The 17769-nt window shown below is 52.0% G+C and carries 14 protein-coding genes; 2 read left to right on the top strand and 12 right to left on the bottom strand.

What is annotated here, in order from left to right; all coding sequences use genetic code 11:
* Positions 1-2: 2 nt before the first annotated feature.
* Positions 3-2498 (bottom strand): primosomal protein N', encoded by a 2496-nt coding sequence (priA, locus tag MHB80_RS12075; protein ID WP_341282365.1) that lies wholly within the window; start codon positions 2496-2498, stop codon positions 3-5.
* Positions 2495-3718, bottom strand: coding sequence for a bifunctional phosphopantothenoylcysteine decarboxylase/phosphopantothenate--cysteine ligase CoaBC (gene coaBC, locus MHB80_RS12070; RefSeq protein ID WP_341282364.1), 1224 nt, complete (start codon positions 3716-3718; stop codon positions 2495-2497). Before coaBC ends, priA begins: the two co-directional genes overlap by 4 nt.
* A 340-nt stretch (positions 3719-4058) precedes the next feature.
* Between coaBC and MHB80_RS12065 the strand changes: the two genes are divergently transcribed.
* Complete coding sequence (locus MHB80_RS12065; protein ID WP_341282363.1) at positions 4059-4958, top strand: J domain-containing protein; 900 nt, start codon at positions 4059-4061, stop codon at positions 4956-4958.
* Positions 4959-5065: 107 nt separating this feature from the next.
* Here the strand turns inward: MHB80_RS12065 and MHB80_RS12060 are convergent, their stop codons facing one another.
* On the bottom strand, positions 5066-6046 hold the full coding sequence (locus MHB80_RS12060; RefSeq protein WP_341282362.1) for a peptidoglycan-binding domain-containing protein: 981 nt from the start codon (positions 6044-6046) through the stop codon (positions 5066-5068).
* A 1085-nt stretch (positions 6047-7131) separates the two neighbouring features.
* Between MHB80_RS12060 and MHB80_RS12055 the strand changes: the two genes are divergently transcribed.
* The gene (locus tag MHB80_RS12055) at positions 7132-7521 is read left to right on the top strand and encodes a GNAT family N-acetyltransferase (protein ID WP_341282361.1); all 390 of its coding nucleotides are present in this window, start codon (positions 7132-7134) and stop codon (positions 7519-7521) included.
* Between the two features lie 52 nt (positions 7522-7573).
* Here MHB80_RS12055 and MHB80_RS12050 read toward each other — a convergent pair whose 3' ends face one another.
* From MHB80_RS12050 to MHB80_RS12010, 9 genes are all read right to left on the bottom strand, one after another.
* On the bottom strand, positions 7574-8281 hold the full coding sequence (locus MHB80_RS12050; protein WP_341282360.1) for a FadR/GntR family transcriptional regulator: 708 nt from the start codon (positions 8279-8281) through the stop codon (positions 7574-7576).
* 48 nt (positions 8282-8329) lie between these two features.
* The gene (locus tag MHB80_RS12045; protein ID WP_341282359.1) at positions 8330-9058 is read right to left on the bottom strand and encodes an LUD domain-containing protein; all 729 of its coding nucleotides are present in this window, start codon (positions 9056-9058) and stop codon (positions 8330-8332) included.
* Positions 9051-10577 (bottom strand): LutB/LldF family L-lactate oxidation iron-sulfur protein, encoded by a 1527-nt coding sequence (locus tag MHB80_RS12040; RefSeq protein ID WP_341282358.1) that lies wholly within the window; start codon positions 10575-10577, stop codon positions 9051-9053. The genes MHB80_RS12045 and MHB80_RS12040 overlap by 8 nt, the downstream gene beginning before the upstream one ends.
* Complete coding sequence (locus MHB80_RS12035; RefSeq protein WP_341282357.1) at positions 10574-11302, bottom strand: (Fe-S)-binding protein; 729 nt, start codon at positions 11300-11302, stop codon at positions 10574-10576. Before MHB80_RS12035 ends, MHB80_RS12040 begins: the two co-directional genes overlap by 4 nt.
* A gap of 162 nt (positions 11303-11464) precedes the next feature.
* Positions 11465-12223, bottom strand: coding sequence for a DeoR/GlpR family DNA-binding transcription regulator (locus tag MHB80_RS12030; protein ID WP_341282356.1), 759 nt, complete (start codon positions 12221-12223; stop codon positions 11465-11467).
* A gap of 26 nt (positions 12224-12249) precedes the next feature.
* A complete protein-coding gene (locus MHB80_RS12025) occupies positions 12250-13716 on the bottom strand; it encodes a rhamnulokinase family protein (protein WP_341282355.1) in 1467 nt (488 codons plus the stop codon).
* Positions 13713-14933: an L-rhamnose isomerase gene (gene rhaI / locus MHB80_RS12020; protein ID WP_341282354.1), complete on the bottom strand. Its 1221-nt coding sequence runs from the start codon at positions 14931-14933 to the stop codon at positions 13713-13715. The genes MHB80_RS12025 and rhaI overlap by 4 nt, the downstream gene beginning before the upstream one ends.
* 32 nt (positions 14934-14965) lie before the next feature.
* Positions 14966-15337 carry a sensory rhodopsin transducer gene (locus MHB80_RS12015; RefSeq protein ID WP_341282353.1) on the bottom strand — a complete coding sequence of 124 codons (372 nt, stop codon included), beginning with the start codon at positions 15335-15337 and terminating at the stop codon, positions 14966-14968.
* 22 nt (positions 15338-15359) lie between these two features.
* The gene (locus MHB80_RS12010; protein WP_341282352.1) at positions 15360-17429 is read right to left on the bottom strand and encodes a bifunctional aldolase/short-chain dehydrogenase; all 2070 of its coding nucleotides are present in this window, start codon (positions 17427-17429) and stop codon (positions 15360-15362) included.
* Positions 17430-17769: the final 340 nt, after the last annotated feature.

Below are 17769 nucleotides of genomic sequence, written 5' to 3'. Positions count from 1 at the left end.
ATCTATAATATGACTTGCGGATCTACATCAATGCTGAACTGCACAAGCTTCTGAGGAGAGCCTGCAATGAATGGCGCAAGCGCACCGCGAAGAAGCGCAGGCACATCAATGTTCCCCCGATATTTTATCACACATTGAAAACGGTAGCGATCTTTCATTCTCGATATAGGCGATGCGACTGGCCCAAGCACCTCCAGCGCACGCGGCAAACCCGCTCCAAGCGGACCTAATACGCCTTCATCAGCCGCCAGCTCGCGCAGCCGCTCCGCAAACTGCTCTGACACCGAGGACAGCAGCGCAAGCTGCTCATGCGACATCGTGACCAGCACCAACCGGCAATAAGGCGGATAGCCCATAACGCCGCGATGCTTGAGCTCCTCTTCGACAAACCGGATGTAGTCATGCTTTTGCGCGGTTGTAACCGCATAATGCTCGGGTGAATACGTCTGGACAACGACCTCCCCTGGCAGCTGGTGACGGCCAGCACGGCCTGCCACCTGCGTAAGCAGCTGAAACGTCCGTTCCGCTGAGCGAAAATCCGGCAAATTAAGCGACGTATCCGCTGCAATAACGCCAACTAGCGTAACGTATGGAAAATCAAGCCCCTTCGCTACCATCTGCGTGCCAAGCAGCACATCCGCCTCACGGTCGCCGAAGCGCTTCAGCAGCTTCTCATGCGCATTTTTCTCCGTCGTCGTGTCCACATCCATTCGAATAACGCGAATGCCGGGAAACAGCTTCGCAAGCTCCTCTTCTACACGCTGGGTCCCCGTACCAAAAAAGCGGATATGCTCGCTTTCGCAGGACGGACAGGTTTGCGGCGCCTGCTCGGCATGACCGCAATAATGGCAGCGCAGCAGCCGTGACTTCTGATGATACGTCAGCGAAATGTCGCAGTGCGGACAAAGCGCCGTGTAGCCACAGGAGCGGCACATGACGAAGGTAGAATAGCCGCGCCGATTGAGCAGCAGCACCGTCTGCTCGCCGCGCTCCAGCCGCTGTACGAGCCCTTCATGCAGCGTGCGGCTGAACATCGAGCGATTGCCGGCCGCAAGCTCCGCACGCATGTCAATAACCGTTACGGGCGGCAGCGGCCTTCCCCCCACGCGGTCTGGCATCGGCAGCAGCGACGATTCGCGCCCTTCTGCCGGTCGCCTGCTTGCCGCCGCATATGATTCAAGCGACGGCGTCGCCGAGCCTAATACGACAGCCGCTCCATGCTGCCTTGCGCGCTGGACAGATACATCTCTGGCATGATATTTCGGACTTTCCTCCTGCTTGTAGGAAGATTCATGCTCCTCATCAATAATGACGAGTCCGATGCGTTCAAAAGGGGCAAAAATAGCCGAGCGGGCGCCAATGGCTACCTGTACTTTGCGGCTTCTAATTTTGCGCCATTCATCGTAGCGCTCCCCATTGGACAAGCGGCTGTGCAGCACCGCTACCGCATCGCCGAAACGCCCTTTAAACCGCTCAACCATTTGCGGGGTAAGCGCAATTTCTGGGACAAGCACAATCGCCTGCTTGCCTTGCTTTAGACAATGCTGGATCGCTTGCAAATAGACCTCGGTTTTGCCGCTGCCCGTCACGCCATGCAGCAGCAATACTTGCGGCTCGCCGCGCGTGACCGCATCAGCTATGCGGGTGTATACGCTCTGCTGCCCCTCGGTGAGCGGCAGCGGAACCGTCCGCTCGAACTCGCGGCTCGCGTAAGGATCGCGCTGCTGCTCGATTTCCCGCAGCTCCAGCAGGCCTTTACCTGCAACCGCGCGCACGCTCGCCGGTGATCCGCCTGCTTCTGCGAGCAGCGCTTGCAGCGCTATAGGCTCGCCTCGCTCCAGCATAAAGGCAAGCAAGTCCCGCTGCTTGCCCGCCTTTGCCGGCCATGCCGCTAGCGCCTCGACAGCCGCTGCCTTATCTGCCGGCGGGAACACCGTCAGCACCTTGCGAATCGCCAGACGGTCGCGAATCGCTGTCTGCTCGAGCAGCACGCCTTCTTCCAGCGCTGCTTTAATATCTGGCGCGTATTGCGGGAAACGTTCCTTCAGCGATTCGAGCTTCGTCTGCCGCTGCCGCGAGAGCATATCCAGCAGCTCCTGCGGCAAGCGCCTTGCCAGCTGCTCCAACTCCTCACCCAGCGAATCGTTCAGCGACACATAACGCTCGGCCTTGCCTTTAAGCGCAGCGGGAATCATCGCTTGCAGCGCGGTTGTCCAGGAGCAGCAATATTTGTCGCTCATCCATTTGGCTAGCCCAATCAAGTCAGGAAGCAGCGGCGGCAGCGGATCAAGCAGCTCGGCAACCGCCTTGAGGCGGCGACTGTCAACTTCCGCCTCTTCCGCCAGCTCCACAACGAAGCCTTGCAGCACGCGGCCGCCGAAGGGCACGCCAACCCGGCTCCCCACCTCAATCCAGCCGGACATGTCCGCAGGAATCTCATAATCGAATGGCCGATCCGTCTGGCGGCTCGGCACGTCTACTATCACTCTGGCAATCATTCGCCAAAGCTCCTTTGGGTAGGAAGCTGTGAAAGCCGCTGCACCGCGACTTCCAAAATACGCCTTGCCGTCTCGCGTTTGGACAATAAAGGAAGCGCCTCTATCAACCCTTCCTTGCCAAACAGCTGCACAACGTTCGTATCGCCGTTGAAGCCTGCCCCTTCCGCGCTCACATCATTGGCTACGATGAGATCGCAGTGTTTGCGCGTCAGCTTATCCATCGCATAATGCGCGATCTGCTGGGTTTCGGCAGCGAATCCAACGAGCAGTTGATGCGTCTTGCGCTCGCCAAGCAGCTGCAAAATATCCGTCGTGCGCTCCAGCTCAAGTGTGAGCGTCTCGCCCGTCTTTTTCAGCTTCTGCTCCTGCTGCTGGGCTGGGCGATAATCGGCAACAGCCGCCGCTTTAACAACGATGTCAGACGTTTCAAAATACGCGGTGACCGCATCAAGCATTTGCTGAGCGGATTCAACCCGCACCAGCTTTACACCCCCAGGCGGCTCTACAGTCGTCCGCCCAGCGACAACGGTGACCTCTGCGCCCATCAGCAGCGCAGCCTCCGCGATGGCAAAGCCCATTTTGCCCGAGGAATCATTGGTCAAATACCGCACGGGATCAAGCCGCTCCACCGTTCCGCCTGCGGTAACAAGAACATGCTTGCCAGCAAGCTTGCGGCTTCGGCTGAACCATTCTTCAATCGCGTGGACGATTTCCTCCGGCTCGGCCAGCCTCCCTTTCGCCACATAACCACAGGCAAGCTGTCCCTCGCCCGGGTCCACGAACATGACGCCGCGATCCACTAATGTCTGTAAATTTTGCGCCACCGCCGGATGCTCATACATATGCACATTCATAGCTGGAGCGACAAGCACCGGGCTCGTTGCCGCCAGCAGGGTCGTGCTGAGCATATCATCTGCAAGCCCATTTGCCATTTTGCCAATCACATTTGCAGTGGCAGGAGCAACAACAATGAGATCAGCATGATCGGCCAAATGAATATGGGATACGACCGCCGGGTCCCTCTCGTCAAAGGTGTCGATATGCACCGGGTTGCGCGAAAGCGTCTGGAGCGTCAGCGGCGTGATGAAACGGGCTGCTGATTCGGTCATAATGACGTGCACCTTAGCCCCTGCCTGCACCAGCCGGCTGCAAAGCGTAGCCGCTTTATAGGCTGCGATACCACCCGTGATTCCTAGTATAATTGTTTTATTTGTAAGCATGGCCCATCCCCCATTACAACAATGCTCTTAATCTATGGTATTGACTGATTTGTGCAAGCCCATTCCTTGGATATTTGATTCCAAGCGTAAGGCAGCTGCTTATTTCCTTCAAGTATGACGGTGTTTGGCCGCACCCAAGACGCTAGTTTTGAAGCTAGCTTTTTCCTATCATACCATATGATCACTGAATTCGCAGTCTGTTCAATGCCAGCGCCTTTTCGGCCAGTATTCGCTCTCTCGTCTGCGGGCAAGCGCGAAAATTGGCATTTGTCCGCTTAAATCCGTATACTAGAGGGTAGGATTTATACTGATATTTTTAAATAATAGTCGAGGTGACCCCATGGAAGATGTAAAACAAGCCTACGCGAAGCTGGGCCTTCCCGAAAACGCTTCAAAAGAAGAGGTTGAGAAACGCTATAGCCTCTTGCTTCGCCGATCCCGGACGCAGACCACAGGTAATGGGGAGACAACGGCAGATGAATTCAGCCAAGTGACCGCCGCTTATAAACGGATACTTGAAGCAGAGGACCAGAAGTTCAAGCAAGCGTTCAATGAGAAGGAGTATGGAAAGTTTAAAAATATGGCGTCTGCCGCCGAGAAAACCGACCATTTTTGGCGCTACTATAAATACCATGTTTTCGGTGGAATTGTGGCGATTGCTCTTATCATCTACGGCGTTATCGCTTATATGGATCATCGCGAGGAACAGCGCTATCTTGCCAGCCTGCCGCCGGTTGATTTGTCAGTGATGTATTTTGGCGAATTTTTTACAGAGGACAATAAGCAGGACATGGCTGTCCTCGAGCAATCACTGCTGGACAAGTTCCCCGAGTGGAAACGGTTTAAAGTTAACTTGACCTATGTGCCGCTTGATGCTAAAGATGCAGTCGATATGGCTTCCCAGCAAAAAGCGATGGTTGTTCTGGCAACGGAGAAGCCGGATATTTATATTCTTGATTCGGCCAGCTTCGACTGGATCAGTCCGCAGGGCGTCCTTCAAAACATCGATGATGCAGTGAGCGGCGAGCTGAAATCCTCGGTTACCGAGAGCGAGCTGGTCAAAAAAACGACGAAGGATGAACCGACCGAGCATGTATACGGCATCGATATCAGCAACAGCCCGCTGGTGAAAAATCTTGCCGTGCTTACGCCGAAAAACTATATCGTTGGCGTCCGTGTGAATAGCGAGAACACAGATAAAGCGATTCAATTTATCGACAAGTTTTTGCAAGCGAAATAGTTGCCTTCCATAATCAGCTTTGAAAAATAACTATAAAAAAAACGAGCCCATAGAATCGCTTCTATGGCTCGTTTTTTTATCGGAATGATTCGCTCATCCCACATTCTTTAGTAATATGATTTTGGTTTTGGTGCTACAGTTGGCGCTGGTGTTGCCGGCGCTGGAACTGTAGTTGGCGCTGGCGTTGTCGGAGCTGGAACTGTAGTTGGCGCTGGCGTTACAATTGGAGCAGGCTTGATAGTAGGAGCTTGTCCGCCGCCGTTTCCTTGGCCTTCGCCTTGACCAGCTCCGCCGCCAATTCCTTGGCCTCCGCCTTGGCCAGCTCCGCCGCCAATTCCTTTGCCTCCGCCTTGACCAGCTCCGTCGCCAATTCCTTGGCCTCCGCCTTGGCCAGCTCCGCCGCCAATTCCTTTGCCTCCGCCTTGACCAGCTCCGTCGCCAATTCCTTGGCCTCCGCCTTGACCGGCTCCGCCACCGTTTCCTTGGCCTCCGCCTTGGCCAGCTCCGCCACCGTTTCCTTGGCCTCCGCCTTGACCGGCTCCGCCGCCAATGCCTTGGCCTCCGCCTTGACCGGCTCCGCCGCCGATACCTTTACCTCCGCCTTGACCGGCTCCGCCGCCAATTCCTTTGCCTCCGCCTTGGCCAGCTCCGCCGCCAATTCCTTTGCCTCCGCCTTGGCCAGCTCCGCCGCCAATTCCTTTGCCTCCGCCTTCACCTTTGATGCGGAAGTTGCCTTTCGCTCCGCTTTTAGCCTTTGCTCCCGAAGGATACTTTACTTGGCTATAGGCATAAGTAATAGACTGAAATGTCCGACTGTCGACTGCACCAGTAACCGGAAGCCCGTGCATTTTTTGAAAATACTTAACTCCCTTTACTGTTAAACTGTCGAATTTCCCGTTAATTGGGCCAGCATAGCTTCCCATTGATTTCAGCATCCCTTGAACGACATACACATCCGGCCCATGATCACCTTTTCCAAAAGCCATGCTCGTGCTCGGCATGCTCATCATCAAGGCAACAGCCAGAAGTAATGCCCCAATCGTTTTTCCCAATTTCCTGCGAGAGGAAATACTCCAGTCCCATTTCATGCAGTAGACACCGTCCTTCTTTATTTTTTGATTTTGTTTTGCCACAAGCCTTACTATTCCCAACTTTTAAATTTCATTCCGCGATTTGCGAAAATTGGTCATGCCATTAGGCAAGAAGGCTATACCTTCATTCATTCATTAATGGTTAAACACAAGAAAACCGCTTACTAGGGCGTGTATGCAATCATAAGCGATTCAATTCCTGATTATAGCCACCGCCATGCTCTTGGTTTCAGCGGCTGGCCCCTTGAATAAAGTTAGACTTGGCGGACACAGCAGCCGCTATTTAAGCCAAATCAAGGGTTATGGCATCGGCTGCGGACTCAGAAGCCTCTAATGTGCTTTCAAAAGCCATTTTGACGGGATAATGAGGGGAATAAAGGCGTTCCTGTCCGCGGGTGGCCTCAAATCGGAGTAAAAGCCTAAATAGCGGAACCTCAGTCCTTCAAAAAAAGCAGTGAGCTTCCGAGATGATGGCCTCAGCCGCAGCAGTCTCTGCAACAGTGCTTTTACACCCACAGTGGACTCAGCAACATTCGCATAATGGGGTTCTATAAGCCTTTAAATCGGCAGAGAAAATTGACCTCGAATAAACGCTAAACAAAGAACAGAAAGCCGACTCCGGTTTGCATACACACCCTAAAATAAAAGGCTAATCCCAACTATAATTCATCGTTAGATTTTCATTTCAAACAAACCTCTATTTATAAAATTGGCTGATATTGGTCGGCCCCTCTATCTTGCCCAAATGGACAGTTGACCAACAATTGCATTTTCTTCATTTTGAAACAAAGGTTCTTATCTATCAAAAAACAACATTGTCATTCCATCTAGCCTTTTAATAGGGAATACATAATAATTAAGACATATGCAAAAAATATTTTTTTGAAATGGGGGATTTACTTTATGTACACCTACCGCTCCTTGCAAACGAGCGATCTTTCAACCATCTCTTCTTTTCCACAAACCGAAGATGAATTATTTTAAAATATAGGAAAGTATAGCATTACGCGATACCTTCTCTATATTTCTCGGAATGAAACGCGCCGCGCCGCCAAAGGACGGCGAGATCCGTTTCACCTTGTATGTTTCCGTCAGCCTCCTACCCTTTAACGCCTGAGCAAATAGTAAAAAATCTTCCTAACCGGCTGGAGCCAACCGTCATTACACATGGGAAGAGTGTTGCCTGCTACGCCAACTTTTACAAGGATGACAACAACGACTGCTGGCTGGGCAATGTCATTGTCTCCCCTGATTATCGGGGCAAGGGAGCGGCGGGATTTTTGATCGAAACGATGGAAATGATCGCCAAAGAAAAATTAAAAATAAAGAAGCTTAACCTTTTATGCCATAACACGAATACGAGAGGAATGCTTTTTTACAAAAAGCTAGGCTATAAGCCTTTTGATATCTCTTTAAGATTCAGGCCATCTGGTGAGCATGTGGCTTGTGTGCATATGGAAAAGCAGCTTTAATGGAAAAGCGGCAATCCTTGACGATTATACTCGTCAGAACTGCCGCTGCTGGTCACACATATTTCATCAAAATGCTTTCGACGTGATGCAGATGCTGCCGCATCGACAGCGACGCCGCTTCGGCGTCCTGTACTTCAACCGCTTTATAAATGGCCAAATGCTCCTCATAAAGCTGCTCCGCAACCGAGCGGTTCGCATACAACTCCACCCTGCGAATTTCCCGAATGGCGGTTTCCACCTGATTCATGACCGTCTCAAACAGCTGCACCAAAATCGTATTATGCGTCGCCTTTACAAGCGTCAAATGGAATAGCAGGTCGGTGCGCTCCCCTTCCAGATCATTGCCTGCGGCTGCCTTCATTTGAACGACAAGCTCCCTCAATACAGCCAGATCCTCCTCCGTCCGTTTAGACGCAGCAATAGCGGCATTCGATACCTCGAAGGACTGGCGCGCCTCCAGCAGCGCCAGTAAGGTTTGGCGATTAATACGCAGCGATTGCAGCTCGGGCAGCTCAAACTCCGAGGGCAGCGTGCTTATGACCGTGCAGCCGCCACCTTGGCGAATGTCAATCAGCCCCATCGCTTTAAGCGCACTGAGCGCCTCTCTAGTCGTAGACCGCCCCACCCCAAAGCGGCCGGACATCTCCTTAGTGGAAGGCAGCTTGTCTCCGACCTTAAGCTCCCCATCTACGATCATACGTTTAATTTGCGCCGTAATTTCCTCGTAATGGTTCCGCTTTGTCAGCTTCGTTACTTGCAAGCCGCCCGCCTCCTTTTCCTAAGCTCACTTGAAAAATAGCCCAAAGTCCTATCCGACCAGCAGCGCATAAACGACGCCGGGACCGTGAACACCAATCGTCAGGTCGTTTTCAATATCGGACGATCGGCTTGGCCCTGAAATAAAATGAACGCCCGCTGGCAAGCTCTCACGACCCGCTTCATCCATCGGAATTAAAATCTCACCCAACTTCGTCTTCAGCCGCTCAAGCGGAATAATGACGATGAGAACAGTTGGGAGCAGGCTTACTGAGCGCCCCTTGTCCTTTCCAGACAAAACGGCAATAGATGACGTATAGGCAGCCGCGTAATCAGCCACAACAACCCCAAAATCCGCTTCTGCCGCGCGCGCTTTCCAATTTTCATTTTCATCGCTGTTCCATACGCTTAAGCTCACGTTAGGAAGTGCTTCTTCCAGCTTCATCCCGGCAAGCTCCGGCTGGTTTTGCCTAATGATGTAACGCGCGCCAAGCTCCGCTGCCTTATCGCTAATGAACTGCTTCGCTTCGTCCATCGTGGACAAATGGCTGACATGTCCGCCATTACTATGAAAATTCGCGGTAAAACGTTCAATACGCTCTTCCAGTGTCCATTCATACTCCTGCCAGAAGTCCGGGGCACCGCGGAACGGATGCACCGGCTTCTCTAGTACGCGCGGACGTCCCAGCTTATTTGCGATATCATTCATAAAAGCTTCCTGCTTGCGGCGGGAATCCGCCGCGAGCTCCTCCAGCCATTGCTCATGCGTCTGTTCAGCCATGTCCATGCCCTCCTCCATCTTGCTCTCTGCTGCGAACGAGCTGCTCCATCCGGCTGCGCGCATCTGGGCTTAGCTCATTCAGACCATGGCGAAGCTCCTCTTCGAGCGTGCCCCACTTATCTCGGAATGACTGCTTCGGCAGGCTTGGCGTAACACGGTAGCTGTTCCAGCCCTTCAGCGGCCCCAGCTTAAGCCGGATTTCGCCGTTGCGTGAAACGAGCTTCTGTCCCAGCTTGCCCAGCTTGACTACGCCCTTAAAGCGGCCCGAATTGCCCATAATAGCTGAAAATCCTTTCATGCCCCCCGCTTCCGCCAAATCGCGATGTCCGCCCTCTTGCTTGCGCCTGCGCAAATAAATGAGCATTTCATGCAGCGGGATTTTGACCGGGCATGCTTCATAGCAGGCGCCGCACAGGCTGGAGGCGTTGGCAATATCATCCCAATCGCCGACATTTTTTTGGAGCGCAGGCGTGAGCACTGCGCCAATCGGTCCGCTGTACGTTCCGCCATAGGCATGACCGCCAATGTGGCGGTATACCGGACAAGCATTAAGGCAGGCGCCGCAGCGAATGCAATTGAGCAGCTCCTGAAACTCGGGGTCGCCAAGCTGGTTCGAACGCCCATTATCTACAATAATAATATGCATCTCATCAGGCCCATCGGCGTCCACATCGCGGCGAGGTCCGGTAATGCCGGACATATACATCGTCAGCTTCTGCCCAGTGGCTGAACGCGGCAGCAGCGTTGCCATTACTTCAAGATCCGACCAGGAAGGAATAATCCGTTCCATGCCCATAAGTGTAATCTGCGTTTTCGGCACCGTCGTCACCATACGCGCATTGCCTTCATTTTCAAACAATACCATCGACCCGGTTTCAGCAATCGCAAAATTACAGCCCGTCATGCCGATATCCGCTTCAAGAAACTTCTCCCGCAGCTTTTTGCGGACGAAGCCCGCCAATATCGTCGTATCCGCTTCAAGCGTCTCGCCCGCTTCCTTGGACAGCAGCTCCGCAATTTGAAAGCGGTTCTTATGAATGGCTGGGATAATAATATGCGAAGGCGTCTCGCCCGCAAGCTGAATAATATACTCGCCCAAGTCGGTTTCAATCGCTTCAATTCCGAGCCCTTCCAGCGCATGATTAAGATGCAGCTCTTCCGTAACCATCGACTTGGATTTTACGACCGATTTCGCCTTTACCTGCTTGGCGATCGCAAGTGAAACCTTCACCGCCTCGGCCGCCGTCGAAGCAAAATGCACATGAACGCCATTCGCCCTTGCATTGTCAGTGAACAAATTTAAATAATAGTCTAGATGGGCGATCGTATGCAGACGAATTTGCCGTCCGCGTTCGCGCCAATCTTCCCAGTTGCCGTGCTCGGCTGTAGCCGCTTGCTTGCCGTTGCGAAGACGCTCTGTCGTAAATTTAACGGCCTTGCGCAAAAACTCGTCGTTTAACGCCAGATCTGCCCGGCCTTTGACCGTAGGCGGCACTTTCGTTCCTGCTGGTGCACTCATGCCTGCTTCACCCCTTCATACAATAGCTCAGCCAAATGCATCACTTTCACCGGTTCGTTGCGGTAACGCAAATTTCCGGCGATATTCATCAGGCAGGCAAGATCAAGACCGACGAGCACCTCTGCTTCCGTTTCCAGTACATGGTCCGCCTTCTCCGTCACCATTGCGCCAGATATATCCGCCATCTTGACGGCGAACGTTCCCCCAAACCCGCAGCAGTCCTCTGCAAACGGCAGCGGTATAAGCTCCATACCTTTGACGTGCCGCATCAGTTCCATTGGCTCTTCCTTAATGCCAAGCAGGCGGCTGCCGTGGCAGGAAGGATGATAGGTCACCTTGTGCGGGTACACCGCACCTACATCCTTCACCCCAAGCACCTGCACAAGGAACTGCGTGAATTCATAAGACTTCTGCTGGAGCTTATTCGCTCGTGCGAGCATGACAGGATCATTTTCAAACAGCTTCGGATAATGATGAATCATTCCTGTGCAGGAGCCGGATGGCGAAATGACAAAATCACTGTCTTCAAAAGCGTCCAAAATCGTCTTTGCTGATTCCCGCGCTTCCTTCCAATAGCCGCTGTTAAAAGCCGGCTGGCCGCAGCAGGTTTGCACCGTTGGAAAATCAAGCCGTACGCCGTATTTCGCCAGCAGCCGAACCATCGCTTCACCGACTCTAGGATACATCGCGTCACTCAAACATGTAATAAATAAGGATACTTTCACCTTTAGCACCTCTTTTGCTCGGATGAATAACAAATGTATAATATCAGGTTGTCAGACAAGTTGGACAAAGCAAGCGGGACTGCAAAACGTCTGGGAATAATCCGCATGCTGCAAACACTTCCCAACAGCCTTTTGACAAGTCCCGCCTGCTAGAACGCCACCTTACACTATCGTCAAATCCATTGATCTTGCCTTCAGCTCGGCAACGGTGTCCGCCCCAATCCGTTTGTCCGTAATAATGGAATGGACTTCACTCAGCTCTGCCACCTGTGTAAAAGCTTGTACGCCGAACTTGCTGGAATCAGCCAGCAGTACGACCCGATCGGCAATACCGATCATTTTCAGCTTAATGCGCGCCTGCAGCTCGCTTGACTCGCTAATTCCCCGCTCCAAATGCACGCCCTTGCACGATAAAAACAGCTTATCGACGTAATACGCATTGAGCGAGCGTTCCGCTAGCGGCCCAACGTAGGACAGCGAACGCGAAGCGAGCAGCCCGCCAGTGGAGATAACCTCAATCTTCTCCTTCGTGCTCAGCTCCAGCGCGACCTTAATGGAATTGGTCAATACCGTGAGCGGTATATCCGGCAAATGCGAAGCCATATACCAGGCCGTCGTACTGGCATCCAGTACGATCCGGTCCTTTGGCTTAATGAGCCTAATCGCTTCCTGCGCAATTTGCCGTTTTTCCTCCGCATGAGTAATTTCCCGCTCGGTAAAGGGCGTCTCCGGCTGCTGATCCTTCACGTTCACCGCTCCGCCGTGCGAACGCCGCAGCTTGCCTGCCTGCTCCAAGCGATCCAAATCGCGCCGTATCGTTTCCTCCGTTACGCCGCATAGCTCGCTGAGCTCGGACACTCTTATACTGCCTCTGTCATTCACCAGCTGTACGATTTTTTCATAACGCTCCGCAACCAGCATAAGCCGCCCTCCTTTCTTTCAAAAAACTACAGCCCCGTCACCTGTGTAAACCGGCCGTAAGCTTCCTGCCATGCTTGCTGCTCCGTCGGCTCGTAATGCTCCACCTCGAAGGAGTCCCGAATCACCTTGCGCGCTTCCCAAATATCTGCCAGCTCGCCGCGGGCAATCCATTGCACAATCATATTGCCGATTGCGCTGCCCTCAACTGGCCCTGCCCACACCGGCTTGCCGATGGCATTAGCCGTCCACTGGCATAGCAGCTTATTTTGAATGCCGCCGCCTACCATATGCAGGCCGTTGAACTGCTGCTCGGAAAGCTGCTCCGTTAATTCCAGCACATAACGATATTTTAACGCGAGGCTCTCCAATACACAACGCACAATTGCACCTGGACTGCGCTCAAGCTGCTGCCCTGTCTGCTCGCAATAGGTGCGAATACGTGCTTCCATGCCGCCTGGAGGCAAAAACACCGCTGCATCCGGATCGATGAAAGCAGTGAAAGGCTTCGCTTCTCCCGCCAGCTTGACAAGCTCAGCAAAGGATTGGCCGCGCCCCGCTTGATCCCATTCACGCTTCAGTTCCTGGACAATCCAGAGGCCCATAATGTTTTTGAGCAGGCGGTACGTACCGTCTACGCCACCTTCATTTGTAAAGTTCAAGCGATAGGCTGTCTCATTAATGACTGGACGCTCTACTTCTGTCCCCATCAGCGACCAGGTGCCGCAGCTCAAATATGCGAATGGACGCTGAAGGGCGGGCACAGCCGCAACAGCAGATCCTGTATCATGCTCAGCAACGGCGATCACCGGGATACTCCCAACGCCAAGCTCGGCGCTCACGGAGGAACGAATACGCCCGGCATCCGCTCCCGGCTGAACAACCTGCCCAAACATATTGCGATTCAGCCCAAGGCGTTCAATCAATTCGCCATCCCAATCTCCTGTTAGCGGATTAAACAGCTGAGTCGTTGTCGCATTGGAAAACTCATTAACCATATCGCCCGTCAAATAATACCGCAGCAAATCTGGAATCATAAGAAAATGCTGGGCTTCACGCAGCATCGGTGATCCATTTTGCTGCAAAGCAGCGAGCTGGTATATCGTATTAAAGCTTAAAAACTGAATGCCCGTCCGCTCGAAAATATCCGTCTGCGGAATCGCCTTAAAAACCTTCTCCATCATACCATCCGTGTGTGCGTCACGATAATGATAAGGATTTCCCAGCAGCTCGCCGCTGCTTCCAATAAGGCCAAAGTCTACAGCCCATGTATCGATGCCGATGCTTTGCGGCTCTGCCTTCAACTGCCCCGCTTTGACCAAGCCTTGTTTGATCTCAAAATACAAGCGAAGAACGTCCCAATGCAGACGCTCTCCCACTTGTACCGGATCATTCGAGAACCGATGTATTTCTTCCACTTCGATTTTGTTGTTGACGAGGCGGCCAAGCAGCGCTCTTCCGCTGCTCGCCCCTAAATCGTAAGCAAGAATGGTCACCAGCTGGCACCGCCCTTGCCTCTCGCTAAAATATCCTTGCCATAGCTGCTGTCCAAATACGCGCGCATTGGATCTAGCGGCAAGCCTTGCTCCTCGCGAACCGCGTGCAGCAGCGGCGTAACGTCGAATTCGAACGCTTTGCGAACCGCATCTTCAGCGCCAAGCACATCATCTCTATTTTGCGCATCTGTTACTTCATCATGATTGATCAGCAGCGCTTTCGCGAATTGCGTCTGTACATTCAGTACCGATCGCAGCATCGCTGGAATTTTCTGCTCAATGCTGTGTGATTGGTCAATCATATAGGCGATATTGCTGACGTTGTTGCGAATTGCCTCATCATTATCTTGGCTAGCCAGCAAAATTTGATAGAAAATCAGGAACAGCTCATAAGGATTCGTCGTTCCTACGATGAGATCATCATCCGCATATTTACGGCTGTTAAAGTGGAAGCCGCCCAGGCGCTTCTCATCAATTAGATAAGCAACGATATGCTCAATGTTCGCGCCTTGCAGATGATGCCCAGTATCCACAAGCACCTCGGCCTGAGGTCCAAGCTTCATCGCCAAGTTATACGACATGCCCCAATCTGCGAGATCGGTATGATAGAAAGCAGGCTCAAAGCATTTATATTCAATCAGCATTCGCATATGAGGATCAAGTGCACGGTACATTTCAGAAAGCGATTCCTGCATCCATGCTTTACGCTTGCGAATATCGCCTTGGCCCGGATAGTTTGTGCCGTCTGCAAACCAGAGGCTAATATCGCGCGAGCCTGTTTCTTTAGCGATTTGCACACATTCCAGCAAATGGTCTGTCGCTTTGCGGCGAATTTTTTCATTTGCATTCGTTACGCTGCCGAGCATGTACTCGTCTTCCTGGAACAAATTCGGATTAACTGCGCCGATCTTGAGGCCGAGGCTTTCCGCATGGCTTCTCAGCTTGCTGTAATCATCTACTTTATCCCAAGGAATGTGGATAGCCACCGATGGCGCAAGGCCAGTGTAACGGTGAACCTGCGCTGCATCTTCGATTTTCTCGAATGGTGTACGTGGAACGCCTTCCTTCTGATAAACCTTGAAGCGCGTACCTGAGTCGCCATAGCCCCATGAAGGCGTTTCGATTTTAAGCGTTTTCAATTGCTCTTTGACGGCATCCAGATTAATCCCTCTAGCCTTCTGCTGTTCTTCCAATAGCTGATACGCACGATCGGACATGTTCAAACACCCTTCCACTATAAAATATTATATTATTTAATGGGATAGCCCATCGTTGACATTAATGCATTTTCCGCTTGCGTGGAATCGAGTCTGCTGTACTGTACAATGACCGGAATGTCGCTTTGCAGCTCAATGGCATACGGAACGCCGATTGGAATCGGCACTCCGTTTTTGCCTAAAGAGCTCGTGCGGACATGCTTGGTACGTCTGGCAGGAATCACGACCAGAATATCGTTCATTGGGTCACGATCCTCGAAGAAGATCGTAATGCGCAGCAATGCTTCTTCTGACGAAGTATTCAGTACACAGATGGACTCATGGCTAGGCAGCGAGCCGGAGCTCGTCTCTGGAATGTAACCGTCCGGTATAAACCAATGCTTTTCTCCCTGAGCTTTATACATATCCGCATCACTCCTAATAAATTTAGCGGGTAAACGCTGCCGGAACGCCGCCGTCAATCGTCAGCATGCAGCCAGTCGTCTTCTCCGATTTCGATGAAGCAAAGAAAGCAATGCCTTCGGCAATATCACGCGGATAAATATTAACCAGCAGCGTCGTACGCTTGCGGTAATACTCTTCCAACTGATCCGGCTCAATACCATAAGCCGCTGCGCGCTCATTGCGCCAGCTGCCGTTCCAAATCGCCGAGCCTTGCAAAATAGCATCCGGCAGCACCGTGTTGACGCGAATGCCGAATTCGCCGCCCTCAGCTGCAATACAGCGAGCCAAATGTGCTTCAAGCGCTTTAACGGAGCTGTAAGCCGATGCATTTTTACCTGCATATACCGAGTTTTTCGAGCCAATAAATACCATGTTGCCGCCGATACCCTGTGCTTTCATTTGTTTGAACGCTTCACGAGCGACAAGGAAATAGCCTGTGCCAAGCACGTTCATGTTCAGGTTCCATTCCTTGAGCGAAGTTTCGTCAAATGGGCTAGATGTAGCAAGGCCCGCATTGTTGACGATAATATCAACGCCGCCGAAAGCAAGCGCAGTAGCCGCATAAGCAGCAGTAACCTGCTCTTCGCTCGTTACATCCATTTTAACGGCAATCGCCCTGTTTTCGCCATACTTGTCATTGATTTCGGCCGCTACTTTCTCAGCGCCTTCCAGATTCAAGTCCGCAAGCACCACATGCGCGCCTTCAGAAACGAGGCGGCGAGCTGTTTCGCTGCCGATCCCGCCAGCACCGCCTGTAATAAACGCCACTTTACGGGAAAATTCAGTTTCAGCCGGAGCAAGCGACAATTTGTAAAGCTCAAGCGGCCAGTACTCAACATTGTAGGATTCATTTTCGCTAAGCGATACGAACTCGCCGAGAGCTGTCGCTCCTCTAATAACCGCAATCGCACGGTGGTAAAGCGCGCCGCTAACCTTCGAGTTGGCCCAGCTCTTTCCAGTATTAATCATGCCTACGCCTGGGATCAAAATAACGCGTGGAGCCGCTTCAAACATAACATCGCCTTCATGCTTATTGCGTTCAAAATACGCTTTGTATTGCTCTTTATAGGCAGCAACGCTTTCTTTCAGCTTCGCTTTAAGTCCTTCTACATCGTCCGCGTTCGGTGTCCAATCCACAAACAGCGGAACGACCTTCGTATGAACGAGGTGATCCGGGCAAGCAGCTCCTACCTGGGAAACGACACCGGAATTGTGTCCGCCTACAAATTGCAGCACATCGGCTTCATCATCGAATGTCAAAATCATTTTTTTCTCGTCGCTCACTGCTCCGCGAATCGTTGGCATCACTTGTGACGCGATGCTTCTGCGGACGTCAGCCGCCAGCGCCTCATGCTTCACGCCGCCAAACAGCTTCGCTTCATCCACGCGTGCCTCAATGTAGGCTTCCGCCTCGCTGATGATTTGAATCGTTTTTGCATAACACTCCTCTGATGTCTCACCCCAAGTAACCAGACCGTGCTTCTCCATAAGCACAAGCTCAGCCTTCGGATTAGCGAGCACGCCCTCCGCGATCATTTTTGAAAGAGTAAAACCAGGACGCACATATGGAACCCAGACGAAACGGTCGCCGAAAATTTCTTTCGCTACCGCTTTGCCGTTGTCTGCGCAGCACAAGCTAATAATCGCATCCGGATGCGTGTGATCCACATGCTTGAACGGCAGGAACGCGTGCAGCAGCGTCTCAATAGAAGCGCGCGGGTGCTTGGAATCGATCATACAGTTAACCAGATACGCTACCATATCCTCATCCGACATTTCCGATCGTTCGAACAATGGACGAATATCCTCCATACGCAAACCTGTAAAATTGCCTGCTTTCATTGACGCAAGGTCAGAACCGCTGCCTTTAACGAACATTACTTCTACATCACGGCCACGGAAGTCCTTTACGATTGTTTTCGAGGAAGTGTTGCCGCCCCCCCAGTTACATACACGGCGATCAGTGCCAATAATATTAGAACGGTATACGAGTTCACCCAAACCTGCTTCAACTTCTGCTGCAAGAGAGGCATTCCATAAAGATTGTACCATTTTGCAAACCTCCGAAATCATATTTGTTTTTGCTTGTTTTTATACTAACATATTTGTTTATCTTTGAATATACATATTTCAAACAAAAACAAAGATTTGTTTACGAGTAATCACACAAGGCAATAACAACATGATTTTCACATGCTAAGCCCTAACTAGGCCGCTCACTAGGGCCTCTAACTAGGGCCGCTCACAGCTGTGATGGTTGGGCCTTCGCATTTACTCCCGACTCGTGCAGCCCTGCAACACTGGCATGCTGAGCTTCCTTAAGCCTTGAACCATCAGATCAGATTGGTTTCAAATAAGCGCTGAGTAAGGATTTGCGGCCCCATTTTGGTTT

This window comes from Paenibacillus sp. FSL H8-0537 (genome assembly GCF_038051995.1).
In the GTDB taxonomy this organism is placed as follows: domain Bacteria; phylum Bacillota; class Bacilli; order Paenibacillales; family Paenibacillaceae; genus Pristimantibacillus.
The sequence above is the reverse complement of the archived record's forward strand: the minus strand, read 5'-3'. Positions and strand labels throughout refer to the sequence as shown.